Source organism: Aeromicrobium ginsengisoli (assembly GCF_004134905.2).
Classification (GTDB): Bacteria; Actinomycetota; Actinomycetes; order Propionibacteriales; family Nocardioidaceae; genus Aeromicrobium; species Aeromicrobium ginsengisoli.
Map to the genome: position 1 here is coordinate 1,129,849 of NZ_SDPQ02000002.1, position 24,212 is coordinate 1,154,060.

20 protein-coding genes are annotated in these 24,212 nt (G+C 69.1%); 14 read left to right on the forward strand and 6 right to left on the reverse strand.

Going from position 1 to position 24,212, the window contains the following annotated elements:
* Window positions 1-57: 57 nt before the first annotated feature.
* Both ESP70_RS12335 and ESP70_RS12340 read left to right on the forward strand, forming a co-directional pair.
* Window positions 58-984 carry a bifunctional riboflavin kinase/FAD synthetase gene (locus ESP70_RS12335; protein WP_149689776.1) on the forward strand — a complete coding sequence of 309 codons (927 nt, stop codon included), beginning with the start codon at window positions 58-60 and terminating at the stop codon, window positions 982-984.
* A gap of 79 nt (window positions 985-1,063) precedes the next feature.
* Window positions 1,064-3,277 carry a beta-glucosidase family protein gene (locus ESP70_RS12340; RefSeq protein ID WP_149689538.1) on the forward strand — a complete coding sequence of 738 codons (2,214 nt, stop codon included), beginning with the start codon at window positions 1,064-1,066 and terminating at the stop codon, window positions 3,275-3,277.
* On the opposite strand, the gene ESP70_RS12345 is transcribed toward ESP70_RS12340, so the two are convergent.
* Window positions 3,274-4,167, reverse strand: a complete 894-nt coding sequence (locus tag ESP70_RS12345; protein ID WP_149689539.1) for an SGNH/GDSL hydrolase family protein — start codon at window positions 4,165-4,167, stop codon at window positions 3,274-3,276. The two genes, ESP70_RS12340 and ESP70_RS12345, sit on opposite strands and share 4 nt — an antisense overlap.
* Before the next feature lie 235 nt (window positions 4,168-4,402).
* On the opposite strand from ESP70_RS12345, the gene rpsO reads away from it, so the two are divergent.
* The 4 genes from rpsO to dapB all read left to right on the forward strand — a co-directional run bounded on the left by rpsO (window position 4,403) and on the right by dapB (window position 9,231).
* Entirely contained in the window at window positions 4,403-4,642 is a 240-nt protein-coding gene (gene rpsO, locus ESP70_RS12350; RefSeq protein ID WP_425458393.1) for a 30S ribosomal protein S15, read from the forward strand.
* 223 nt (window positions 4,643-4,865) lie between these two features.
* Entirely contained in the window at window positions 4,866-7,094 is a 2,229-nt protein-coding gene (locus ESP70_RS12355) for a polyribonucleotide nucleotidyltransferase (RefSeq protein ID WP_149689541.1), read from the forward strand.
* Between the two features lie 181 nt (window positions 7,095-7,275).
* Window positions 7,276-8,478, forward strand: coding sequence for a kynureninase (kynU, locus tag ESP70_RS12360; protein WP_149689542.1), 1,203 nt, complete (start codon window positions 7,276-7,278; stop codon window positions 8,476-8,478).
* Window positions 8,479-8,487: 9 nt separating this feature from the next.
* The gene (gene dapB / locus ESP70_RS12365; RefSeq protein WP_149689543.1) at window positions 8,488-9,231 is read left to right on the forward strand and encodes a 4-hydroxy-tetrahydrodipicolinate reductase; all 744 of its coding nucleotides are present in this window, start codon (window positions 8,488-8,490) and stop codon (window positions 9,229-9,231) included.
* On the opposite strand, the gene ESP70_RS12370 is transcribed toward dapB, so the two are convergent.
* The 4 genes from ESP70_RS12370 to ESP70_RS12385 all read right to left on the reverse strand — a co-directional run bounded on the left by ESP70_RS12370 (window position 9,228) and on the right by ESP70_RS12385 (window position 11,311).
* Window positions 9,228-9,530, reverse strand: coding sequence for an AzlD domain-containing protein (locus tag ESP70_RS12370; RefSeq protein ID WP_149689544.1), 303 nt, complete (start codon window positions 9,528-9,530; stop codon window positions 9,228-9,230). The two genes, dapB and ESP70_RS12370, sit on opposite strands and share 4 nt — an antisense overlap.
* The gene (locus ESP70_RS12375) at window positions 9,527-10,201 is read right to left on the reverse strand and encodes an AzlC family ABC transporter permease (protein WP_149689545.1); all 675 of its coding nucleotides are present in this window, start codon (window positions 10,199-10,201) and stop codon (window positions 9,527-9,529) included. The genes ESP70_RS12370 and ESP70_RS12375 overlap by 4 nt, the downstream gene beginning before the upstream one ends.
* A complete protein-coding gene (locus tag ESP70_RS12380; RefSeq protein ID WP_149689546.1) occupies window positions 10,198-10,728 on the reverse strand; it encodes a GNAT family N-acetyltransferase in 531 nt (176 codons plus the stop codon). The genes ESP70_RS12375 and ESP70_RS12380 overlap by 4 nt, the downstream gene beginning before the upstream one ends.
* 79 nt (window positions 10,729-10,807) lie before the next feature.
* Complete coding sequence (locus ESP70_RS12385; RefSeq protein ID WP_149689547.1) at window positions 10,808-11,311, reverse strand: hypothetical protein; 504 nt, start codon at window positions 11,309-11,311, stop codon at window positions 10,808-10,810.
* A 50-nt stretch (window positions 11,312-11,361) separates the two neighbouring features.
* On the opposite strand from ESP70_RS12385, the gene ESP70_RS12390 reads away from it, so the two are divergent.
* Both ESP70_RS12390 and ESP70_RS12395 read left to right on the forward strand, forming a co-directional pair.
* Entirely contained in the window at window positions 11,362-12,156 is a 795-nt protein-coding gene (locus tag ESP70_RS12390; RefSeq protein WP_149689548.1) for a thymidylate synthase, read from the forward strand.
* A gap of 25 nt (window positions 12,157-12,181) precedes the next feature.
* Window positions 12,182-12,655, forward strand: a complete 474-nt coding sequence (locus tag ESP70_RS12395) for a dihydrofolate reductase (protein ID WP_149689549.1) — start codon at window positions 12,182-12,184, stop codon at window positions 12,653-12,655.
* 10 nt (window positions 12,656-12,665) lie between these two features.
* Here ESP70_RS12395 and ESP70_RS12400 read toward each other — a convergent pair whose 3' ends face one another.
* Complete coding sequence (locus ESP70_RS12400; RefSeq protein ID WP_149689550.1) at window positions 12,666-13,451, reverse strand: thioesterase family protein; 786 nt, start codon at window positions 13,449-13,451, stop codon at window positions 12,666-12,668.
* A gap of 54 nt (window positions 13,452-13,505) precedes the next feature.
* Here ESP70_RS12400 and dapA point away from each other — a divergent pair, with 54 nt between their 5' ends.
* The 6 genes from dapA to nirB all read left to right on the forward strand — a co-directional run bounded on the left by dapA (window position 13,506) and on the right by nirB (window position 24,060).
* Window positions 13,506-14,414, forward strand: a complete 909-nt coding sequence (dapA, locus tag ESP70_RS12405) for a 4-hydroxy-tetrahydrodipicolinate synthase (RefSeq protein ID WP_149689551.1) — start codon at window positions 13,506-13,508, stop codon at window positions 14,412-14,414.
* Between the two features lie 91 nt (window positions 14,415-14,505).
* A complete protein-coding gene (locus tag ESP70_RS12410; RefSeq protein WP_149689552.1) occupies window positions 14,506-16,185 on the forward strand; it encodes a ribonuclease J in 1,680 nt (559 codons plus the stop codon).
* Window positions 16,186-16,327: 142 nt separating this feature from the next.
* Window positions 16,328-17,887: an MFS transporter gene (locus ESP70_RS12415; RefSeq protein WP_149689553.1), complete on the forward strand. Its 1,560-nt coding sequence runs from the start codon at window positions 16,328-16,330 to the stop codon at window positions 17,885-17,887.
* Complete coding sequence (locus tag ESP70_RS12420) at window positions 17,884-19,965, forward strand: molybdopterin oxidoreductase family protein (RefSeq protein ID WP_149689554.1); 2,082 nt, start codon at window positions 17,884-17,886, stop codon at window positions 19,963-19,965. Before ESP70_RS12415 ends, ESP70_RS12420 begins: the two co-directional genes overlap by 4 nt.
* Window positions 19,962-21,434 carry an FAD-dependent oxidoreductase gene (locus ESP70_RS12425; RefSeq protein WP_149689555.1) on the forward strand — a complete coding sequence of 491 codons (1,473 nt, stop codon included), beginning with the start codon at window positions 19,962-19,964 and terminating at the stop codon, window positions 21,432-21,434. Before ESP70_RS12420 ends, ESP70_RS12425 begins: the two co-directional genes overlap by 4 nt.
* A 46-nt stretch (window positions 21,435-21,480) precedes the next feature.
* Window positions 21,481-24,060: a nitrite reductase large subunit NirB gene (gene nirB, locus ESP70_RS12430; RefSeq protein WP_246162013.1), complete on the forward strand. Its 2,580-nt coding sequence runs from the start codon at window positions 21,481-21,483 to the stop codon at window positions 24,058-24,060.
* The last annotated feature ends 152 nt before the right edge of the window (window positions 24,061-24,212 follow it).

The window sequence follows — 24,212 nt, forward strand, 5'->3', positions numbered from 1 at the left end:
TTCTTAGGTTCGGCCCCTGCCGGGCGGCGAGCGGTGGTGTGGCACAGTTTTGTCGTGATGATCTGGCGTGACTTCCGCGGAGCCGCGACGGATCCGCGATCCGAGCCGTCCGCCGTCACGGTCGGCAACTTCGACGGCGTCCACAAAGGTCACCAGCACGTGCTGGCTCGCACCCGTGAGCTGGCCGGTGGCCTGCCCGTCATCGCGGTGACGTTCGTGCCGCACCCGCTGGCGGTCGTACGTCCTGAGCAGGCGCCGACACGACTCACCACGATCGAGCGCCGGGTCGAGCTGCTGCGTGCCGCCGGCGCGGACGAGATCCGCATCCTCAACTTCACCGCCGAAATGGCCTCGTGGTCGCCGCAGGAGTTCGTCGACCGTGTCCTGGTCGAGCAGCTGAGTGCCGCTCTCGTCGCTGTCGGCGACAACTTCCGCTTCGGCGCCAAGGCCAGCGGCGACACGACGTTCCTCCGCGAGGCGGGGGAGCGCGCCGGATTCGCCGTCGACGGGCTCGCCCTCGACGGCGGCGCCGTGCCCTACTCATCGACCATCGTCCGTACGTTCGTCGCCGAAGGGCGACTGGTCGAGGCCGCGGAGGTGCTCGGCCGTCCCCACGAGGTGTCCGGCATCGTCACCAAGGGCGATCAGCGGGGGCGTGAGCTGGGCTTCCCGACGGCCAACGTGCCGGTCGACGACGCCTATGCCGTGCCGCCCGACGGCGTCTACGCGGGCTGGCTCGTGCGCGCGGACGGAGAGCGGCTCCCTGCGGCCATCTCGGTCGGCACCAACCCGACGTTCGACGGCGTCGAGCGACGCGTCGAGTCGTACGTGCTGGACCGCACGGATCTCGACCTCTACGGCGAGGCGATCCGGGTCGAGCTCGTCGACCGGCTGCGGGGCATGGTCAAGTACGAAGGCATCGATCCGCTGATCGCGCAGATGCACCAGGACGTCGAGAAGACGCGTCAGATTCTCCAAACCTGAAACCTGTTCCACCTCGGGCTGAACGCGGGTACGGTGTCCGCATTCTGCGTGCCTGCGCACGCCTGACGTGGGGAGCCCCATGACGACGCGACGCCTGCTCGGCCTGGCCATTGCCGCTGCGACGGTCAGCTCGACCCTCGCCCTGGTCCCGGTCTCGCCGGCCCTCGCCGCAGGCCGCTGCGGCGATCACCCGTGGTGCGACACGTCGTTGAGCCCCAGCAAGCGCGCCGACCTGCTGCTGGCCCAGATGACGCTGAACGAGAAGATCGGCATGCTCGGCGGCGACGACCTGATGGGCGGCGCGTTCAGCAGCCCGACCACCCACACCGGGGTCCAGAAGGGCATACCCCGCCTCGACGTGCCGACGATCTACTACAGCGACGGACCGGTGGGCCCGCGCCAGGGCAAGTCGATCGGGCTGCCGGCCCCGCTGACGCTGGCCGCGACGTTCGACCCCGAGCTGGCGCGCTCGCACGGCACGGTCGCCGCGTCGGAGGCCAAGGCCAAGGGCAACGACGTCATCTACGCCCCGACGGTCAACATCGCCCGAACCCCGCTGGCCGGCCGTACGTTCGAGGGATACGGCGAGGACCCGTGGTTGACGAGCCGCCTCGGCGTCGCCTGGATCGAGGGCGCGCAGGCGACCGGCGTGATCGGCAACGTCAAGCACTTCGCCGCCAACAACCAGGAGGGCATCGACTTCACGGGTGGAGCGCTCAACGAGTACCTGCCGGCCGGGCTCGGCCTCATCGGCACCCGCTACGCCCAGAACTCGATCGTCGACGACCGCACGATGCGCGAGATCTACCTGCCGCAGTTCGAGGCCGCCGTCAAGGAGGCCAAGGTCGGCACGATCATGTGCGCCTACAACCGGGTCAACGGCAAGTACGCCTGCCAGAACCCGACACTGCTCAAGCAGATCCTGCGCGACGAGTGGGGTTTCAAGGGCTACACGATCGCGGACTACCTGGCGATCCACACGACCGACGGCGGCCTCAACAACGGCCTCGACTTCGAGCCCTGGCCGCCGGTCGGCTACCAGCCGCTGCTGGTCAGCGCCACGGTCACGCTCGGCCAGGTCTCGCGGGCCACGATCGACCAGCACGTGCGCGTGATGCTCGAGACGTGGTTCCGCTTCGGCGTGTTCGACCGTGACGCGTACCGCAACGACGATGCGCAGATCGACAAGACGGCCGACGGACTCGCCTCGCAACGCATCGCGGAGCAGTCGACGACGCTGCTGCGCAACAACGGCATCCTGCCGATCTCGTCGTCGGTGAGGTCGATCGTCGTGATCGGCAAGCCGGCCACGCAGTTCGCGGTGGGCGGTGGGTCCGGTGAGGTCGAGCCTTTCGCGAACCACTCCCTTCTCGACGGCATCACGGCCCGCGCGGGATCCGGCGTCACGGTCACCTATGACGACGGCTCCGACAAGGCGCGAGCGAGTGCGGCGGCCAAGGCCGCCGACCTCGCGATCGTCGTGGCCAAGGACCAGTACGGCGAGGGTTCCGACCGCAACTGCCTGACGCTGGAGTGCCCGAGCGTCAACGGCAACCAGGACGCGCTGATCGACGCCGTGGCGACCACCCAGCCCAAGACCGTCGTCGTGCTCGAGTCGGGCGGCGCTGATCTCACACCGTGGCGGTCCAAGATCGCGGCGCTCGTGCAGGCCTGGTATCCCGGTGCGCACGGTGGGCCAGCGCTCGCGAGGGTCTTGTTCGGCGACGTCGACCCCGGCGGCCGGCTGCCCATCACGTTCCCCGACAGCGAGTCGCAGCTGCCGACCGCGGTCAGCACCGCGCGCTATCCCGGCAGCGGTCCGCTGGGCCTGGAGACGCACTACGACGAGGGCGTGTTCGTGGGCTATCGCTGGTACGACGAGAAGAACCTGGCGCCGGCTTACCCGTTCGGCTTCGGGCTGTCCTACACCTCGTTCGAGCTGTCGGGCCTGCAGGTGGAGCCGAGTGGCGGCGGAGCAACCGTGAAGGCGGTCGTCACCAACACCGGCGATCGTACGGGCTATGCGGTGCCACAGCTCTATCTCGGGCTGCCCGACCAGTCGGCGTCCGTGCAGCAGCCGCCGTCGGCGCTCAAGGGGTTCAGCAAGGTGCAGCTCGCGCCGGGGGAGTCGCGCACGGTGTCGTTCCCACTCGACGAGCGCGCCGTGTCGTACTGGGACGCGGCCTCGTCGTCGTGGCAGGTGACGAAGGGCTGCGCCGCGGTCAAGGTCGGCTTCTCGTCGCGTGACCTGCCGCTCGACGGTCACCTGCCCATCGGCGGAGGCACCTGCTAGCGCGCGAGCTCGGCCTCGACCGCGCGCGCGACCGCCTTCATCCCGGCGAGCCGCGGGTGGAACGCGATGCCGTCGGCGTCCTGCACCGTCCGGCCGTTGGTCCAGGCGCGCGCCCCGGCACACGCGTCGTGGCCGCGCGACGCCTGACGCATCGAGACGTAGGGGACACGTCCCCCGCGGGCGGCGTCGGCGAGTGCCTGGTCGAGCGCCGCCTCGGTCGCGGCAACCGCAGCGGCGTCGGTCACCGGGATGCCGATCGTCGGGCAGGTGCCCGAGTCGGGCATGATCCGCAGGTAGCCGACCAGCAGCACGGTCGCCTTCGGCGCCTTGGCGCGTACGTCGTCGAGCACCGTCGCGATGTCACTGACGGTCTGCCGCAGGATCGTGGGAGCCGAGTCCCGGGAGAACGGCGCGCACGCTCCTTGGTCGCCGGTGCAGGCCGAGATGAGCGACGCGAACAGGTTGTCGTCGTTGCCACCGATGCCGACCGTCACGAGGTTCGTGCCGGCCTTGACGGCCGCGAGCTGCGGTCGCTCCTCGACCAGACCTCCGCCGTTCTGCAGCACGTCATGGGTCGTCGCGCCGGCACAGCTGACGTCCGTGAACGATCTCGCGTCGAGCCGCCGCGCGAGCAGCGAGGGCCAGTTGTGGTCGGACCGCAGGCAGAGCTCGCCGCCCTTGCGCAGGTCGGCGAGCCCCGGACCAGCCGTGAACGAGTCACCGATCGCGACGTACGAACGTACGGCCGGCAGATCGGGCGTCGGGCTGGGAGTCGGGCTCGCGGTCGGAGTCGTCCTCGTCGGTGCCGGGTCGTCGGGCGCCGATGAGCACCCGGCGAGCAGCGCCGTCACCACGACGGCGACGCCGGCGATCCGGGCTCTCCACGACATGCCCCGACGCTAGCCGGGGCGTGGTGACCGCCGCTCAGCCCGAGGCGCGTGGCCCCACCGGCGATTCGCCCCGGAAGCAGTGGCGCTGATACTCTTGACGTTGCCGTGTGATCGGCCACGGATCCAGAGTGCCCCGGTGGACAAGCCCGGGCGCGCCGTGCAACAAAACCCTCAGAGGAGAAAAGTGTCGAAGAAGACTGCTGCGCCCACAGTTGCGGGCGTCGCCAAGGAAGACATCATCAAGCAGTACGCGCTCAGTGACGGCGACACCGGATCCCCTGAGGTCCAGATCGCTCTTCTGACGGGTCGCATCTCGCACCTGACGGCGCACCTGCAGGAGCACAAGCACGACCACCACAGCCGTCGTGGCCTGCTGCTCCTCGTCGGACAGCGTCGTCGTCTGCTCAACTACCTGCAGAACAACGACATCGAGCGCTACCGCTCGCTCATCGAGCGTCTCGGTCTGCGCCGCTAGACCCCTGAGGCGGTCACTCCCCGTGGAGTGACCGCCTTCTTCACAACTGCACATCGCATCACCCATGACGAGAGTGCCCAGGCACGACGTGCTCGGTCCTCGGTAGTGGCCCTCGGGATGTTCGCAACGAACGCCCGCAGGCCTCGATCGAAGACCGACAAGGTTCCACCGTCTGGCACCTCTCGTCCCAACAGGCAGGCATACGCCTGCGGAAGGGACTTCCATGTCGGAATCCACACTTCACACCGCTGAGACCGTCATCGACAACGGCAGCTTCGGCACCCGCACCATCCGGTTCGAGACCGGCGTCCTCGCCCAGCAGGCTGCCGGCTCCGTCGCAGCCTTCCTCGACGACGACACGATGCTCCTGTCGGCCACCACGGCCGGCAAGCACCCCAAGGACCACTTCGACTTCTTCCCCTTGACGATCGACGTCGAGGAGCGGATGTACGCCGCCGGCCGCATCCCGGGCTCGTTCTTCCGTCGTGAGGGACGTCCCAGCGAGGACGCGATCCTCACGTGCCGCCTGATCGACCGCCCGCTGCGCCCGACGTTCAAGAAGGGCCTGCGCAACGAGGTCCAGGTCGTCATCACGGTCCTGGCGCTCAACCCCGACACCCCCTACGACGTCCTGGCGATCAACGCGGCCTCCGCGTCGACCCAGATCTCGGGCCTGCCGTTCACCGGTCCCGTCGGCGCCACCCGCGTCGCCCTGATCGACGGCCAGTGGGTCGGCTTCCCGACGCACAGCCAGCTCGAGAACGCCGTGTTCGACATGGTCGTCGCCGGCCGCATCGCGGGTGACGACGTCGCCATCATGATGGTCGAGGCCGAGTCGACCGAGTCGACCTGGGACCTCGTCCAGAGCGGCGTCCAGGCGCCGACCGAGGAGATCGTCGCCGGTGGCCTCGAGGCCGCCAAGGTCTTCATCAAGCAGCTGTGCGAGGCGCAGATCGCGCTCGCCGAGACCGCCGCCAAGCCGGTCCGCGAGTTCCCGATCTTCCTCGACTACGAAGACGACGTCTACGAAGCCGTCGAGGCCGTCGCCAAGGCCGATCTGGCCCAGGCCCTCACGATCGTCAGCAAGGCTGACCGCGAGGAGCGCGAGTCCGAGATCAAGGCCGACGTCATCGACAAGCTCGGCGAGCAGTTCGAGGGCCGCGAGAAGGAGATCGGCGCTGCTGTTCGCTCCGTGACCAAGGCTGTCGTCCGCGAGCGCGTCCTGCGCGACAAGGTCCGCATCGACGGGCGTGGCCTCGAGGACATCCGTGCCCTGAGCGCCGAGGTCGGCATCGTTCCCCGCGTGCACGGTTCGGCACTGTTCCAGCGCGGCGAGACCCAGATCATGGGCATCACGACGCTCAACATGCTGGGCCTCGAGCAGAAGCTCGACACGCTCTCCCCGGAGACGTCGCGCCGCTACATGCACAACTACAACTTCCCGCCCTACTCGACCGGTGAGACCGGCCGGGTCGGTTCGCCGAAGCGCCGCGAGATCGGTCACGGTGCCCTTGCGGGCCGTGCCCTGCTCCCGGTCCTGCCGACGCGCGAGGAGTTCCCCTACGCGATCCGTCAGGTCTCGGAGGCGCTCAGCTCCAACGGCTCCACCTCGATGGGCTCGGTCTGCGCCTCGACGCTCGGCCTGCTCAACGCCGGTGTGCCGCTGCGTGCGCCGGTCGCCGGCATCGCGATGGGCCTCATCTCGGGTGAGATCGACGGCAAGCAGACGTTCGTCACGCTGACCGACATCCTGGGAGCCGAGGACGCCTTCGGCGACATGGACTTCAAGGTCGCCGGAACGCGCGAGTTCGTCACCGCCCTGCAGCTCGACACGAAGCTCGACGGCATCCCCGCCGACGTGCTGGCCGGCGCGCTGACCCAGGCATACGGTGCGCGTGTCGCGATCCTCGACGTCATGGCCGAGGCCATCGACGAGCCCGACGACATGAGCCCCTACGCCCCGCGGATCATCACGATCAAGATCCCCGTGGACAAGATCGGTGAGGTCATCGGCCCCAAGGGCAAGATCATCAACCAGATCCAGGACGAGACGGGCGCCAACATCTCGCTCGAGGACGACGGCACGGTCTACGTCGGTGCGGAGAGCGGCGAAGCTGCCGAAGCCGCCCGCGACGCGATCAACGCCATCGCCAACCCGACGATGCCCGAGGTCGGCGAGCGCTACCTCGGCACCGTCGTCAAGACGGTCGACTTCGGCGCGTTCGTGTCGCTGGCTCCGGGGCGCGACGGCCTGCTGCACATCAGCAAGCTGCGTGAGCTCAACGGCGGCCAGCGCGTCAACAACGTCGAGGACGTCGTCAAGGTCGGCCAGAAGATCCAGGTCGAGATCGCCGAGCTCGGCGACCGTGGCAAGCTCTCGCTGGTCCCGGTCCTCGAGGACAAGGGCGACGAGGCCCCTGTGGTTGAGGAGCCGGTCAGCTCCGACGCCTGACCCGTACGTCTGAGAGGGCCCCGTCGCACTGCGGCGGGGCCCTTCGGCGTACCTGCCCTGGGCGGTGGATCTTCCACCGTTCGCCACTGGGCGGTGGAAGATCCACCGTATGAGTCGCCAGAAGGTGGAGAATCCACCGCTCGAGCGAAGGGGCGATCCAGGACCGTGAGAGCATCAGCCGGTGACGACACCCCCTGACGTCCTGGACGCTGCCGACCCCCTGGCCGCCTTCCGTGACCGTTTCGTGATCGACGACGACCTCGTGGCGTACCTCGACGGCAACTCGCTGGGCCGCCTGCCGCGGGCGACGGTCGATCGCCTCGGCGCCTTCGTGCGCGAGGAGTGGGGGAGCCGGCTGATCCGCGGCTGGGACGATGCGTGGGTCGACCTGCCCGTCACGGTGGGTGACGAGCTCGGCGAGGCGCTCCTGGGGGCCGCCGCCGGGCGGACCGTGATCGCCGACTCGACGTCGGTCAACCTCTACAAGCTGCTGCACGCGGCGATCGGCGCGCGCCCCGATCGCGACGAGATCGTGATCGACGCGACGAACTTCCCGACCGATCGCTACCTCGTCGAGTCCGTCGCCGCTGCGCGCGGACTGACGGTCCGCTGGCTGCGACCGGACCTGGTCGACAACGTCACGGTCGACGCCCTCGCCGACGTGCTCGGGGCGCGTACGGCCGTGGTGGTGCTGAGCCAGGTCGACTACCGCTCCGGCACGCTGGTCGACCTGCCTGCTGTCACCCGGCTCGTGCACGAGCACGGAGCAGTGATCGTGTGGGACCTCTGCCACTCCGTCGGCGTGATGCCGATCGCGCTGGACTCGGCCGACGTCGACTTCGCGGTCGGCTGCACCTACAAGTACCTCAACAGCGGTCCCGGGGCGCCGGCGTTCCTGTACGTCGCCGAGCGGCACCTGTCCGCGGTGACGCAGCCGATCGCGGGCTGGTGGAGCGCGTCGGACCTGTTCGCGATGTCCGAGACGTACGAGGTGGCGCCGACGATCCGGCGGATGCTGAGTGGCACGCCGTCGGTCGCCGGCATCGTCGCGGTGCAGGAGGGCGTACGCCTGATCGCCGAGGCGGGCGTCGACGCGATCCGGGCCAAGTCCGAGGCGCTGACGGCGTACACGGTGGAGCTGCTGGACGATGCCGGACTCGAGATCGTCACACCTCGCGAGCCGGCGTCGCGAGGCAGCCACGTGACGGTGCGGGCGCCGGAGGCGCGGCGCGTCGCCGACGCGATGATCGAGCGCGGCGTCGTGCCGGACTTCCGCGAGCCCGACCTGATCCGGCTGGGGTTGTCGCCGCTGTCGACGTCGTTCGCCGAGGTCGAGGCCGGAGTCCGCATCCTCGTCGACTGCGTCGGCGGCACTCGCCGATAGGCTGGCGCCATGACACGGGTCGCGGTGCTGGGTGCCAAGGGGCGCATGGGTTCGGAGTCCGTTCGGGCGCTCAATGCGGCCGATGGCATCGAGGTCGTGGCCGAGGTCGACGTCGACGACTCGCTCGACCTGCTCGCCGAAGCCGACGCCGAGGTCGCCCTGGACTTCACCCAGCCGGAGGCAGCGCTCAACAACGTGACGTGGTGCGCCGAGCACGGCATCCATGTGGTCGTCGGCACCTCAGGCTTCGACGACGCCAAGATCGACCGCGTACGCGCCCTGCTGGGTGATGCACCCTCGACCGGCGTGCTGATCGTGCCCAACTTCTCGATCGGGGCGGTGCTGATGATGCGCTTCGCCGCCACGGCTGCCCCGTTCTTCGAGTCGATCGAGGTCATCGAGCTGCACCACCCCGCCAAGATCGACGCGCCGTCCGGCACCGCGACGCGGACCGCGGAGATGATCGCCGCGGCACGCGCCGACGCCGGCTCAGCGCCACTGCCCGATGCCACGACGACCGATCCCGACGGTGCGCGCGGTGCGAAGGTCGCGGGCATCCCCGTGCACTCGGTGCGCGCCCGCGGGTTCACGGCATCGCAGGAGGTGTTGTTCGGCGGCGCGGGTGAGACGTTCTCGATCCGCCACGACTCGATCGACCGGGCTTCGTTCATGCCCGGCGTCGTCGCCGCCGTACGCGCCGTGCCGGGGCTTCCCGGGGTGACGGTGGGTCTCGACGCGGTGCTCGGCCTCTAAAGGCGTACGAGCGCCGCGACCAGTGCGGCGGCGACCACGACCGGAAGGAACGGCACGCGCAGCGACAGCAGGACGGCCGCGACGACGAGCCCCAGCAGTCGGGCGTCGATCGTGAGCGAGCCGTCGTCGGCGAACACCTGCACCGCGATCAAGGCGCCCAGCAGCGCGACGGGGATGAGGTCGGCGGCGCGGACCGTGGCGGGATGGTTGAGCACCCGCTCGGGCACCGACAGTCCCGCGTACTTCAGCGCGAAGCAGCCCACGATCATCACGACGATGCCGGCCCACAGTGCCGTCATGCCGACACCTTCGGGCGCCAGAGCATGCCGAGCACGACCGCGGCACCGCCACCGAGGATGATCGGCAGCCCGGCGGCGGTGATGGGGACCAGCCCGAGCGCGACGGCCGCACCGAACACCGCGACGAGGCGCGCGTGCCACGACGTCAGCCGCGGCCACAGCAGCCCGAGGAACGCCGCGCCGACCGCAGCGTCCAGTCCGTACGTCTGGGGGTCGCCGATCTTCTCGCCCGCCACCGCGCCGACATACGTCATGAGGTTCCAGAGGAAGAAGATCGAGATGCCGGTCCAGTAGAAGCCGAGCCGGGTCTGCCGGGTGGTCTCCCGCGTCACCGCCATCGCGGTCGACTCGTCGATCACGAAGTGGGCCGAGCCGAGCCGCTGCGGCCCGTTGAGGTCGAGCTTCTGGGCGAGGCTGACCCCGTAGAACAGGTTGCGGCTGCCCAGGAGGACCGCTGTCAACGCACCGGTCACCGGGTTGCCGCCCGACGCGATGATGCCGATGAAGGCGAACTGCGAGGCGCCAGTGAACACCAGCAACGACAGGACGCAGGTCTGCAGCACGTCGAGCCCGGACGTCGTCGAGATCGCGCCGAACGAGACGCCGTACGCGCCGGTGGCCAGGCCGACTCCGAGCGAGTCGACGATGACGGAGCGGTCGGTTGCCGTCATCCGATCGCGGTGTGCAGCCGGATCTGCTTGAGGGTCTCCCCGGTCTCGGCCGCAAGCTCACGGTGGGCGCCGTCGGGCTCCCAGCCCGACTCCGTGACGAAGCCGCGCAGCACGTCGTCCGTCGAGCCCACCCACCACACAGCGCGGGTGAACGTGTCCGCGGCGAGCGTGTCGACGGCAGCCTGCAGGAGGCGCGAGCCGTGGCCCTCGCGCTGGTGGCCCGGATCGATGACGAACTCACCGATCTCGCCGTCGGCAACCTGGTCGGCGTCGGGGTCGTAGCACGGGTGCACGAGCGCGAACCCGCGTACGTCGGCCCGCTCGAGCGCCACGAGCACCCGCATGCGGGCGTCCTTGGGGGAGGAGATCACCGTGGCCCAGCGTTCGGCGAGCTCACCGTCGGCTTCGAGCTCGTCGGCCGGGACGAGGTCGGCGTAGCTCTCCCGCCACCGGGCGAGCTGCACACGAACGATCGAGGTGGCGTCGTCGGGCCAGGCCAGACGCGCGCTGACATCAGCGTTGGTCACGTCGTCACCCGCATGCGAAAGGCAGGGTACGCGGATGCCGGTGTGATGGCAGCATCATGGTTCGTTCGCTGGCGCTCACTCACGTGTCGAGGAAGCTCTCGACCAGGTGTGACTCCGCGCCTTGGGAGTCGAGCATCGCGGCGGTCATCGAGGTGTTGCGCAGGGTCGGCCAGGTCTCCCAGCCGATCACCGCGAGCCCCGGGAACCCGGCGATGACCAGGGGCCAGCCGCCGTAGTCGCCGGCGAACGTCACGGCGCACGCCGGGATGATCATCGCGAAGAAGCAGTAGAAGAACTTGCGCACGGTCTGCGCCGCGAACACACCGATGGCCTGGTTGCGCAGCTCGTGGACGGGCTCGTCGGGGGACAGGGGTGAGGCCCTCAGCCATACGCGCTCGGCGAAGAACGCGCCGATGGCGATCGGGACGAGGAGCGCGACCGCGAGCCAGGCCGGCGGGTAGTCGGCGTCGGACCCGCCGAAGAGGAAGAACAGCACCACCAGGAAGGCGCCGACCATGCCGATCTGCACCAGGGCGAAGTTGCGGACCTCTTTGGGGGTTGCGTCGTATTCAGCGCTCGGCATGGTCAGAGTTTCGCACACGATCCGTCGGTCGCGATTGATAGTCTGCGGTCATGCGGGCCTACCTCGATCTCGTCCAACGGATCCTCGACGAAGGGGTCGCCAAGGGCGACCGCACGGGCACCGGCACGCGCAGCGTCTTCGGTCACCAGATGAGGTTCGACCTCAGCGAGGGTTTCCCGCTCGTGACCACCAAGAAGGTGCACCTCAAGTCCGTCGTCGCCGAGCTGCTGTGGTTCATCGCGGGCGACACCAACACGGGCTACCTGCGCGACAACGGCGTGACGATCTGGGACGAGTGGGCCGACGACAACGGTGACCTCGGGCCGGTCTACGGCTACCAGTGGCGCTCATGGCCCGCCCCCGACGGCCAGCACATCGACCAGCTCGCGGCCGTCATCGAGCAGATCAAGACCAACCCCGACTCGCGGCGCCACGTCGTGAGCGCGTGGAACGTCGCCGAGCTCGACGCCATGGCGCTGATGCCGTGCCACGCGTTTTTCCAGTTCTACGTCGCCGACGGCAAGCTGTCGTGCCAGATGTATCAACGCTCCGCCGATGTCTTCCTCGGCGTGCCGTTCAACATCGCCTCCTACGCGCTGCTGACGCACATGGTCGCGCAGGTCACCGGGCTCCAGGTCGGCGACTTCGTGCACACGCTCGGCGACGCGCACCTCTACGTCAACCACCTCGACCAGGCCCGCGAGCAGCTGACCCGCGAGCCGCGCGAGCTGCCCGAGCTTTGGCTCGACCCGTCGGTCACCTCGATCGACGGATTCACGCTCGACTCGATCAAGGTCACCGGCTACGACCCGCACCCGGCGATCAAGGCTCCGATCGCCGTATGAGGCGGAGCCGAATGACGACAGCACTGTGACCGTCACGATTGTCGTGGCGATCGGGTCCAACGGGGTCATCGGCAACGACGGCGAGATGCCGTGGCCGCGCACGGGCGACCAGCAACAGTTCAAGGCACTGACGATGGGGCACCCGATCGTCATGGGCCGCACGACGTACGAGTCGATCGGCCGGCCGCTGCCGGGCCGCACGTCGATCGTGCTGACCCGCAACCCCGACTGGCACGCCGAGGGTGTCGAGGTCGCACACACGCTGACCGACGCGCTCGCTCTGGCGCTCGGGCGTGACGACGAGGCGTTCCTGATCGGCGGTGCCCAGGTCTACGCCGAGGCGCTGACCGGAGGACTCGTCGACCGGATGGTCGTGACCCACGTGCACCTGGCACCCGCCGGCGACGCGTGGTTCCCCGACCTCGACTCGTCGGCGTGGACCGAGGTGAGCCGCGAGGTGTACGACGGCTACGACATCGCGACCTACGACCGCACCTGATCGCCGCGACTCAGAGCAGCATGGCGAGCTGGCGGCTCTGGGCGACGAGGTTGCCGGCCTCGTCCCACAGCTCGCAGTCCTCCTCGTGGAAGCCGTTGATGACGTGGCGGGTCGTCAGGCGGGTCGCGATCCAGCCCGGCTCGGGCCTGCGGTGCAGGTGGACCGTGAGCTGCACCGTCATCGACTGAGCTGCGCCGATCTCGAGCACCGGCGGGGCGTACGAGTCGCAGAGGAACGCCAGGGCCGGCAGGTCGATCTCGCGGCCACCGGCGAGGCGCTGCCACAGCTCGAACGTCGGATCGCCGCTTGGCTGGCCGAGGGCCCAGCCCGGTGCCGCGCCCAGCCGGTAGTCGACGCGGTCGAAGATCGTCGACGCCGGCATCGCGTCGGGGAAGTCCTTGGGGTTGATGCAGTCATCGGGGGCCGGCAGGTCCGGGGGAGTGCCGAGCTCGATCGAGCGCCCAGTGCGGGCGCCGAAGCTGGCCAGGAGCTGGGCGATGTGCCGGTCGCCCTCCCACAGCGCCGCCTCGCCGGTCTGCACCCGGCGGCCACGACGCAGCGTGGTCGTGCGCAGCTCGGCCGCGCCGGTCTCGGGCGACGCGAGGTAGGTGACGGCCCCGACCATGGCGTCGTCGGCGGCCATCTCGTCGCCGAGTCCCCGCAGCATCGCCGCCAGGATGTAGCCGCCGTTGGGCTTGCCGAGTGGCGTGTTCCAGCGGTCCGTCAAGGTCAGGTCGCGGATGCCGTCGCCCCGGGGCACGGACGAGGTGTCGATGTCGTAGATGTCGTCGTCCATGCAGTCATCCTGCCGGTCGCCGCCGACACCGGCTCAGGCGGTAGCCTCGTGGGTATGACGTCGCCGCTCGCCAACGAGGCTGCGCCCTTCGGGCGCGTGCTGACCGCCATGGTCACGCCGTTCACCCGCGAGGGTGAGCTCGACCTCGACGACGCGCAGAAGGTCGCGACCTACCTGGTCGACCAAGGCAGCGACGGACTCGTGGTCAGCGGTACGACCGGCGAGTCGCCGACGACCACCGTGGCTGAGGATGGTCAGCTGCTTGCGGCCGTGCTGGAGGCAGTGGGGGACAGGGCCACCGTCGTGGCCGGCGTGGGCACCAACGACACCCGCCACTCCGTCGAGCTGGCCGAGCAGGCCAAGAAGATCGGCGCACACGGGCTGCTGCTCGTGACGCCTTACTACAGCAAGCCCCCGCAGTCCGGCATCCTCTCGCACATCGAGGAGGTCGCACGAGCAGGTGACGACACCCCCGTCATGCTCTACGACATCCCGGGCCGCACCGGCGTCACGATCGCCAACGAGACCTACGCCAAGCTGGCCGACCACCCGCTCGTGATCGCGATGAAGGACGCCCTCGGCGACCTCAACCGCGGTGCCTGGCTGATGCACGAGACCGGCATCAAGATCTACTCCGGCGACGATCCGGTCAACCTCCCGTGGCTCGCCATGGGCGCCAGCGGCGTCGTGAGCGTCGTCTCGCACGCGGCCGCCGGAGCGTACGCCCGGATGGTCGCGGCGGTCGACGCCGGCGACCTGGCCACCGCACGATCCATCAACAACCAGCTGCTTCCCGCCGTCAAGGCGATGATGACCTACACGCAAGGTGCGATCACCTCCAAAGCTGCCCTGCAGCTCCTCGGGGTGCTCGAGCACCGCACGATGCGTTCACCTCTCCTCGAAGCCACCGACGAGGAAGTCGCGATCGTTCGCGACGGCCTCACGGCTTCGGGCCTTCTCTGAAAGCTTCATACATGAGCGAGCGCCAGCGAGCGAACAATGCAGGATTCATGCCGGTACCTCCGTACCGTGCCTTTTCAACGGAGGTTGCGGCATGAGCCACATGCACCTCGAGCTCGATCCGCCCCCCGCACTCCCCGAAGGCGCTCTGCGCGTCATTCCGCTCGGCGGGCTCGGTGAGATCGGCCGCAACATGACGGTCTTCGAGTACGGCGGCAAGCTTCTCGTCGTCGACTGCGGAGTCCTCTTCCCCGAGGAGCACCAGCCCGGCGTCGACCTGATCCTCCCCGACTTCGGGCCGATCCGCGACCGCTTGCAGGACATCGTCGGCATCGTGCTGACCCATGGCCACGAGGACCACATCGGCGGCGTGCCCTACCTGCTGCGCGAGCGCGACAACATCCCGGTCATCGGGTCGCAGCTGACGCTGGCGTTCCTCGAGCCCAAGCTCAAGGAGCACCGGCTCAAGGACGCGCCCAAGTACGTTGTGTCCGAGGGCGACGTGCAGACGTTCGGGCCGTTCGAGCTCGAGTTCGTCGCGGTCAACCACTCGATCCCCGATGCGCTCGCCGTCGCGGTCAAGACCCCTGCTGGCGTCGCGCTGCACACCGGCGACTTCAAGATGGACCAGCTGCCGCTCGACGGCCGCATCACCGACCTGCGGGCGTTCGCACGGCTCGGCGAGCAGGGCGTCGACCTGTTCCTCACCGACTCGACCAATGCCGAGGTGCCGGGGTTCACGACGTCGGAGCGCAACATCACGCCGGCGATCGACGCGGTCTTCGCGAGCAGCACACGTCGCATCATCGTCGCGTCGTTCGCCTCGCACATCCACCGAGTCCAGCAGGTCATCGATGCCGCGGCCAAGCACAACCGCAAGGTCGCCTACGTCGGCCGGTCGATGGTCCGCAACATGCAGATCGCGCGTGAGCTGGGCTACCTGCACGTGCCCGACGGCGTGGTCGTCGACAAGATCGACGCCGCACCGCCGCACGAGATGGTGCTGATGTCGACGGGTTCGCAGGGTGAGCCCATGGCGGCGCTGTCCCGCATGGCCAACAACAGCCACCAGCAGGTCAGCCTCGAGCCGGGCGACACGGTGCTGCTCGCCTCGTCGTTGATCCCCGGCAACGAGAACGCGATCTACCGCGTCATCGACGGACTCACCAAGCTCGGCGCCAACGTCGTCCACAAGGGCAACGCCCTGGTCCACGTCTCGGGTCACGCATCGGCTGGCGAGCTGCTCTACTGCTACAACATCGTCAAGCCCACCAACGTGCTCCCGGTCCACGGCGAGATTCGCCACCTGCACGCCAACGCCAAGCTCGCGACCGCCACGGGCGTGCCCAACGTGCTGCTGGCCGAGGACGGATTCGTCATCGACCTCGTCGACGGCCACGCCTCGATCACGGGCGCCGTCCAGTGTGGCTACGTCTACGTCGACGGCTCGTCGGTCGGCGACCTGACCGATTCTGAGCTCAAGGACCGGCGCGTGCTCGGCGAGGAGGGCTTCATCTCCGTCGTCGTGGTCGTCGACTCGACCAACGGCAAGATCGTCTCCGGCCCCGAGATCCACGCCCGCGGCATCGCCGAGGACGACTCGGCGTTCGACGAGATCCTGCCCAAGATCGTCTCGGCCCTCGAGGAGTCGATGGCCGAGGGCAACCACGACTCGCGCCAGCTCCAGCAGGTCGTACGCCGGGTCCTGGGCTCGTACGTCGGCCGCAAGCTGCGCCGTCGCCCGATGATCCTCCCGGTCGTCATCGAGGCCTAGTTCTCACACCACGGCCTCCGGGACTGTGCGCACAGTGTTACGTCGTTCTCATCGCGAGGTCTGCTGGTCTGAAACACGCGCTGCCTAGTTTCAGGGTTACCAGATCCGGCGAAGTGCCGGGTCCATGACCTCGGAGCGTTCCATGACCAGTGTCGTCAGCAGTCCTCCAGAACAACAGCCGACCCCACCGGCCTCTGCGCGTCGCACCGGCAGGTGGATCGACGACTGGGAGCCCGAGAACCCCGCGTTCTGGGAGTCCACCGGTCGTGCGGTCGCCAAGCGCAACCTGATCTGGTCGATCTTCGGTGAGCACCTCGGCTTCTCGGTCTGGCTGCTCTGGAGCGTCAGCGCCGCCCTGCTGACGCGCGCCGGCTTCGCGTTCACGCCGCAGCAGCTGTTCTGGCTCGTCGCCGTCCCCAACCTCGTGGGCTCCCTGCTCCGCCTGCCCTACACGTTCGCGGTGCCGAAGTTCGGTGGCCGCAACTGGGCCGTGTTCAGCGCCCTGATGCTGGTGCTGCCGACGCTGCTGTTCGCCTACTTCGTGCAGCGTCCCGACACCCCGTTCTGGGTGTTCATCGTGATCGCTGCGACGGCCGGCGTCGGCGGCGGCAACTTCGCCTCCTCGATGGCCAGCATCAACTTCTTCTACCCGACCCGGCTCAAGGGCACGGCGCTCGGCCTCAACGCCGCGGGCGGCAACCTGGGGGTCTCGGTCATCCAGTTCTTCCTGCCGATCATCGTCGGCGGTGCCGGCGCGTTCGGCCTGGTCAAGGCCAGCCAGAGCGGGCTCGTGCTGGAGCGCGCGGGCTATCTCTACGCAGCGCTGGCGGTCGTCGCGGCCCTCACGGCGTACTTCTTCATGAACAACCTCAGCGCGGCCTACTCCAAGCCCCGCGACCAGCTCGCCGTCGTGAAGTACAAGCACACCTGGGTCATGTCGTTCCTCTACGTCGGCACGTTCGGCTCGTTCATCGGCTACTCGGCCGCGATGCCGCTGCTGATCAAGATCAACTTCTTCCGCTCGCCGATCCCGACCGAGTCGATCGGCATCAACTTCGCCTACTACGCGTTCCTCGGTGCCCTCGTCGGCTCGGTCACCCGCCCCATCGGTGGCTGGCTGGCTGACAAGTACGGCGGCGCGCGGGTCACGTTTGCGACGTTCGTGGCGATGATCATCGGCACGCTGACGGTGTTCTACACGCTGACCCAGCTCAGGACCGTCCCGGTCGCCCCGCCGGAGAAGATCGCTGCCTGGACCAAGGACCCGTCCTCGTTCCCCGGCTTCTCGCCCGAGATCGTCTCCGCGGTCAACCACAACTCCGACATCTTCCCGTTCTTCCTCATCGCGTTCCTGTTCGTCTTTGCCGCGACCGGCATCGGCAACGGCTCGACGTACCGGATGATCCCGCTGATCTGGAAGAGCTACGCGCTCAAGGTCGGCGCGGACGGTACGCCCGAGCGTGCAGCCGCCGAGAAGAAGTCGACCAAGGAGGCCTCGGCGGTCATCGGCATCGCCGGAGCGGTGGGCGCCCTGGGCGGATTCCTCATCCCGATCACGTTCAGCTCGCCTTGGGTCGACGACCCGGTCGCAGCAGTCAAGAACGCGTTCATCGTCTTCGCGGTGTTCTACGTGATCTGCCTCGCGGTGACCTGGGCCTTCTACCTCCGACCCAAGTCCTTCATGACGAAAGTCGGCGTGTGACCGACACGCACTGCCCGTACTGCGCCCTGCAGTGCGCCCAGAAGCTCGGCGGCGATCCCATCGCCGCCGAGCCGCGGGCGTTTCCCACCAACGTCGGCGGCATGTGCCAGAAGGGCTGGACCAGCGCCGAGCTCCTGAGGGCACAGGACCGCATCACGACGCCGCTTCGCCGTACTCCAACGGGGTTTGAGCCCGTTGGATGGGACGAGGCACTCGACGACATCGCGGCGCGCGTCCACGCCATCCAGGAGACTGATGGCCCGGACGGTGTCGCGGTGTTCGGCGGCGGAGGACTGACCAACGAGAAGGCCTACCAGCTCGGCAAGTTCGCCCGGCTCGCCCTGCGCACGCGACTCATCGACTACAACGGCCGGTTCTGCATGTCCTCGGCCGCCGCGGCCGCCAACCGTACGCTCGGCGTCGACCGTGGGCTGCCGTTCCCGCTGACCGATCTCAACGACGCCCAGGTCGTCATGCTGTTCGGCAGCAACCTCGCCGACACGATGCCTCCGGCGGTCCAGCACCTCGGTGGAGTGCGCGAGCGCGGCGGGCTCATCGTCGTCGATCCGCGGCTCAGCGCGACCGCCAAGCTCACCGAGGACGGCGCCGGCGAGCACGTGCAGCTCGTGCCCGGCACCGATCTGGTGTTCCTCCTCGGACTGCTGCACATCGTCCACGCCGAGTCGCTCGTCGACGCCGACTACCTCGCCGCCCGCGTCGATGGTGTCGACGCCGTACGCCGCAGCGTCGCCGAGTGGTGGCCAGAGCGGGTCGCCGCCACGACCGGTGTCGCAGAGACGCAGCTGCGCCGTATCGCCCGTACGCTCGCCGATGCGAGCCCGCACCGTGGTGGCGCAGGGGCGTTCCTGCTCACCGGCCGGGGCTCCGAGCAGCACGTCGACGGCACGGACACGGTCACCGCCGTCATCAATCTCGCCCTGTCGCTCGGGCTCGTCGGCGCCGAACGCGGGGGATACGGCGCGATCACGGGCCAGGGCAACGGCCAGGGCGGCCGCGAGCACGGTCAGAAGTCCGATCAGCTCCCCGGCTACCGCATGATCGCCGATCCCGCCGCTCGCGAGCATGTCGCCGGCGTCTGGGGCGTCGACCCCGAGGTCATCCCCGGCCCCGGCGTCCCGGCGATCGAGCTGCTCATGAGCCTCGGCATGCCCGATGGTCCGCGGGCACTGTTCGTGCACGGCAGCAACGTGCTGGTCAGCGCCCCCGACGCCGACGCCATCCGCCGCCGCATCGAGTCGCTCGACCTCGTCGTGGTGTGCGACTTCATCCCGTCCGAGACCGCGATGCTGGCCGACTACATCCTCCCGGTGACCCAGTGGGCCGAGGAGGAAGGCACCATGACCGGCCTCGAGGGGCGGGTGCTGCGCCGCCGCAAGGCTGTCGAGGCGCCGTCGGGCGTACGTTCGGAGCTCGAGATCTTCTCGGCGCTCGCCGCGCGGCTCGACGCACCCGGCGTGTGGGCGACCGAGCCGCGCGAGGTGTACGACGAACTGCGGCGTGCCAGTGCGGGTGGCCGGGCCGACTACGCCGGCATCTCGTACGACCGGCTCGACGCTGGCGAAGCGCTCTACTGGCCGTGCCCGTCGGAGGACCACCCCGGCACGCCGCGGCTGTTCGCCGATTCGTTCCCCACGCCGAGCGGACGCGCGAAGATGATCGCCGTACGCCCGGTGGGTCCCGCCGACGCTCTGCGGTCCGAGGCGCCCGTGTGGCTCGTGACCGGCCGGGTGCTGCAGCATTACCAGTCCGGCGCGCAGACCCGCCGCGTCACGAAGCTCAACGAGTCGATGCCGCGGGCGTACGTCGAGATCCATCCGATGCTGGCCGACCGCATCGGCGTCGAGGGCATCGACGACATCCGGATCACGTCCAAGCGCGGGTCGATGGTCGCCCAGGCGCGCATCAGTCCTGACATCCGCCCGGACACGGTCTTCGTGCCGTTCCACTTCGCGGACGAGGGCATGGTCAACGCCGTCACCAACGCTGCGACGGATCCGGTGTCGGGCATGCCGGAGTTCAAGGTGTGCGCAGTTCAGATCAGGAGGGCAGAAGCATGAAGGTTGTGGTCATCGGTGCCGGAATGGTGGGCAACCGCTTCGTCGACGAGCTGGGGCGCATCGCTCCAGAGGTCGACGTCGACCTGCTCGGCGAGGAGTCGTACGAGCCCTACAACCGCGTCCTGCTGACCGAGCTGGTCGCCGGCCGCGTCGACCTCGCGGGCCTCGCGCTGCCGACGCCGGACGAGGGACGGGTCCGCGTACGTCCGGGAGTCGCCGCGCTCGAGATCGACCGCGAGCGTCAGTGCGTCGTGACGGCGCAGGGCGACTTCGAGTACGACCACCTCGTCCTGGCGACGGGCGCGCGGGGGAGGGTCATCCCGATCCCCGGTCTCCGCGACGGCCTGCCGCGCGGTGCCCACGTGTTGCGCAGCCTCGACGACGCGCGCGACATCTCCGCTGCCGCGCTCAACGTCGACACGGCCGTCGTCATCGGCGGCGGCCCGCTGGGCATCGAGCTCGCCTGCGGCCTGCAGCACCGTGGTGTCGCCGTGACGGTCATGTCGATCATGCCGACGATGCTCGACCGTGACCTCGACGCGTCGGTCGCGCAGGTCGCGGAAGACGCCGCCAAGGACCTCGGCATCGACTTCGTCGGCAACGCGCAGATCGCCTCCGTGGGGGTGACCGACGGCCGGGTCACGGCCGTACGCCTCGCAGACGGCACGTCGTACCCCGCCGGCCTGGTCGTCCTCGCCGCCGGCACCGCGCCCGAGACCAGCCTCGCCGGCGCCGCCGGCCTGGAGACCAACATCGGCATCGTCGTGGGTGATGACCTGCGCACGACGCAGGACCCGCACATCTCGGCGATCGGCGACTGCGCCGAGACGCCCAGCGGCGTCAGCGGACTCGTCGCCCCGGGCTGGGCGCAGGCGCGGGCCCTGGCTCGCAGCCTCGCGCACGACACCGAGCTCGAGCTGCCGCCGATCTCCGGCTCGGCGATGCGGCTCAAGGCCGTCGGCATGAGCGTCGTGACGATGGGCATCCGGGCGTCGACCGCGGCCGAGCGCGACCGGGTCGTGACGCTGTCCGATCCGCGCGAACGCCGCTACGTCGAGCTCGTCGCTCGCGGCGACACGCTCGTCGGCGTCACGTGCGTCGGCGCCCCTGACCTGGCTGCGCACCTCTCGACCCAGTTCGACCGCCCCGGCATGCTGCCGGTCGACCCGATGCACCTGCTGATGGGCAGCGGTTCGATGGGCGTGGTCGAGAGTGCGTCGCCGACCACGATGCCCGCCGCGACGACGGTGTGCCGCTGCAACGGCGTGACCAAGGGCGACCTGGTGCATGCCTGGGACGGTGGCGCCACGACCGTCGAGGCGCTGGCGAGCGCGACACTGGCGACGACCGGCTGCGGAGGCTGCAAGAAGCTCGTCTGCGGCATCGTCGACTGGCTCCAGGAGAGCGACCCGCCCGAGATCTCACAGGCCACTGACGCCACGCGTGAGACAACCGTTCCGTCGCGGTAACACGAAGACCCCAGTTGTGAAATCTGCGATTCCTACCGTGAAAGGCATGATGAACCAGAAGAAGAAGCTTGCCGTCGTCGGCGCCGGAATGGTCGCCCACCGCCTCGTCGAGGCGATGGTCGAGCGGGGTGCCGACGAAGCCTGGGACATCGAGGTCTTCGGTGACGAGACCCGCCCGCCCTATGACCGCGTTGCCCTGACCTCCTTCTTCTCCGACCGCGATCCCGAGGACCTGCTCCTCGGTGACGGCGAGCTCTGGAAGCGGCCCGGCGTACGCCTCTACCGCGGGTCGATCGTGAGCGGCATCGACCGCGAGGCGAAGCAGATCCACGCCCGCAACACGACGTTCGACTACGACCGGCTCGTGCTGGCCACCGGCTCGTACGCCACCGTGCCGCCGGTCGAGGGCTCGGACCTGCCCGGCTGCTTCGTCTATCGCACCGTCGACGACGTCGCCGAGCTCCGTGCCTGGGTGCTCGACCGCGAGGCTGTGCTCGGTCGCAAGGTCAAGGGTGCGGTCGTCGGCGGCGGCCTGCTCGGCCTCGAGGCCGCCGGTGCGCTCACCGCCCTCGGCGCCGACACGACGGTCGTCGAGTTCGCCGACTGGCTCATGCCGCTGCAGGTCGACCAGGCCGGCGGCGGTGCACTGCGCCGGATCATCGAGCAGCTCGGGGTCTCGGTGCGGACGTCCACCGCCACCTCCAAGCTGCGCGCCGGGCGTGACGGCAAGGTCAGCCGCATGCAGTTCGCCGACGGCGACAGGATCCCCGCCGACGTCGTGGTCTTCGCGACCGGCGTACGCCCCCGCGACGAGCTCGCGCGCGAAGCCGGCCTCGAGCTCGGCGAGCGCGGGGGAGTCATCGCCGACGAGGCGTGCCTGACCAGCGACGACTCGATCTTCGCGATCGGCGAGGTTGCGCACATCGCCGGGCGTGTGTGGGGCCTTGTCGGTCCCGGCTACTCGATGGCCGAGGTCGTCGCGGACCGCCTGCTGGGTGGCGACGCGACGTTCGAGGGCGCTGACCTGTCGACCAAGCTCAAGCTGCTGGGTGTCGACGTCGCGAGCTTCGGCGACGCGTTCGCCGCGACCAACGGTTCGCTCGAGGTCGTCTACGCCGACCCGACCGCGGGCGTCTACAAGAAGCTCGTCATGAGCGACGACGCCCAGACCCTGCTCGGCGGCATGCTGGTCGGCGATGCGAGCGCGTACACGAACCTGCGGCCCATGGTTGGCCGGGCGCTGGGCAGCGACCCGACGGCGTGGCTGCTGCCTGAGGGCATGGAGCCGCCGAGCGGCAGCTCGTTGCCCGACGAGGCCAACGTCTGCTCGTGCAACAACGTCACCGCGGGCACGATCCGCGGCGCCGTCACGGACCACCAGTGCACCGACATCGCGGCTGTGAAGCAGTGCACCAAGGCCGGCACGAGCTGTGGCTCGTGCGTCTCCTTGGTCAAGAAGCTCATGGAGACCCAGATGGCCGAGGAGGGCCTCGAGGTCAGCACGGCACTGTGCGAGCACTTCTCGGTGACCCGGGCGCAGCTGTTCGACATCGTCCGGGTCAGCGAGATCTCGACGTTCAGCGAGCTGATCGACAAGCACGGCACCGGCCGCGGCTGCGACATCTGCCGCCCGGTCGTCGCCTCGATCCTGGCGTCGCTCGGCAAGGGGCACGTGCTCGAGGGCGAGAACGCGACGCTGCAGGACACCAACGACCACGTCATGGCCAACCTGCAGAAGGACGGCACCTATTCAGTGGTCCCGCGCATCCCCGGCGGGGAGGTCACACCGGCCGGGCTGATCGCGATCGGTCAGGTCGCCTCCGACTTCGGGCTCTACACCAAGATCACGGGTGGCCAGCGCATCGACCTGTTCGGTGCCCGCATCGAGCAGCTCCCCGAGATCTGGCAGCGGCTCGTCGATGCCGGGTTCGAGTCGGGGCACGCCTATGGCAAGTCCCTGCGGACCGTGAAGTCGTGTGTCGGCCAGTCCTGGTGCCGCTACGGCGTGCAGGACTCGACGACCCTCGCGATCGACCTCGAGCTGCGCTATCGCGGCCTGCGGTCGCCGCACAAGCTCAAGCTCGCGGTGTCGGGCTGTGCCCGGGAGTGCGCCGAGGCGCGCGGCAAGGACGTCGGCATCGTCGCGACCGACAAGGGCTGGAACCTCTACGTCGGCGGCAACGGCGGCTTCACGCCCCGGCACGCGCAGCTGTTCGCGGAGGACCTCAGCACCGAAGAGCTCGTGCAGGCGATCGACCGCTTCCTGATGTACTACATCCGCACCGCCGACCGGCTGCAGCGCACCGCGCCGTGGCTCGAGGCGATCGAGGGCGGCATCGACGCCGTACGCGCTGTGGTGTTCGAGGACAGTCTCGGCATCGCCGCGGATCTCGATGCCGCGATGGCCGCGCACGTCGACACGTACGAGGACGAGTGGGCGGCAACTCTCGCGGACGAGAAGAAACTTCTTCGGTTCGCATCATTCGTTAACGCGCCTGAAACACCCGACCCGGATCTTGTATATGTCGAGGAACGCGGTCAGCGTCGACCCGCCGACGACGAGGAGCGTGCCGTGCTGATCGCGGGCGCCTCGATTCCGGTACGTGACGCGGAGGTGACGGTATGAGCGAGCGCCAGCGAGTGAACAATCTGGCTGTCATACCGGCGCCTTCGTATCGTGGGTCTTCTTCGGAGGTGACGGTATGAGCGAGCGCCAGCGAGTGAACAATCTGGCTGTCATACCGGCGCCTTCGTATCGTGGGTCTTCTTCGGAGGTGA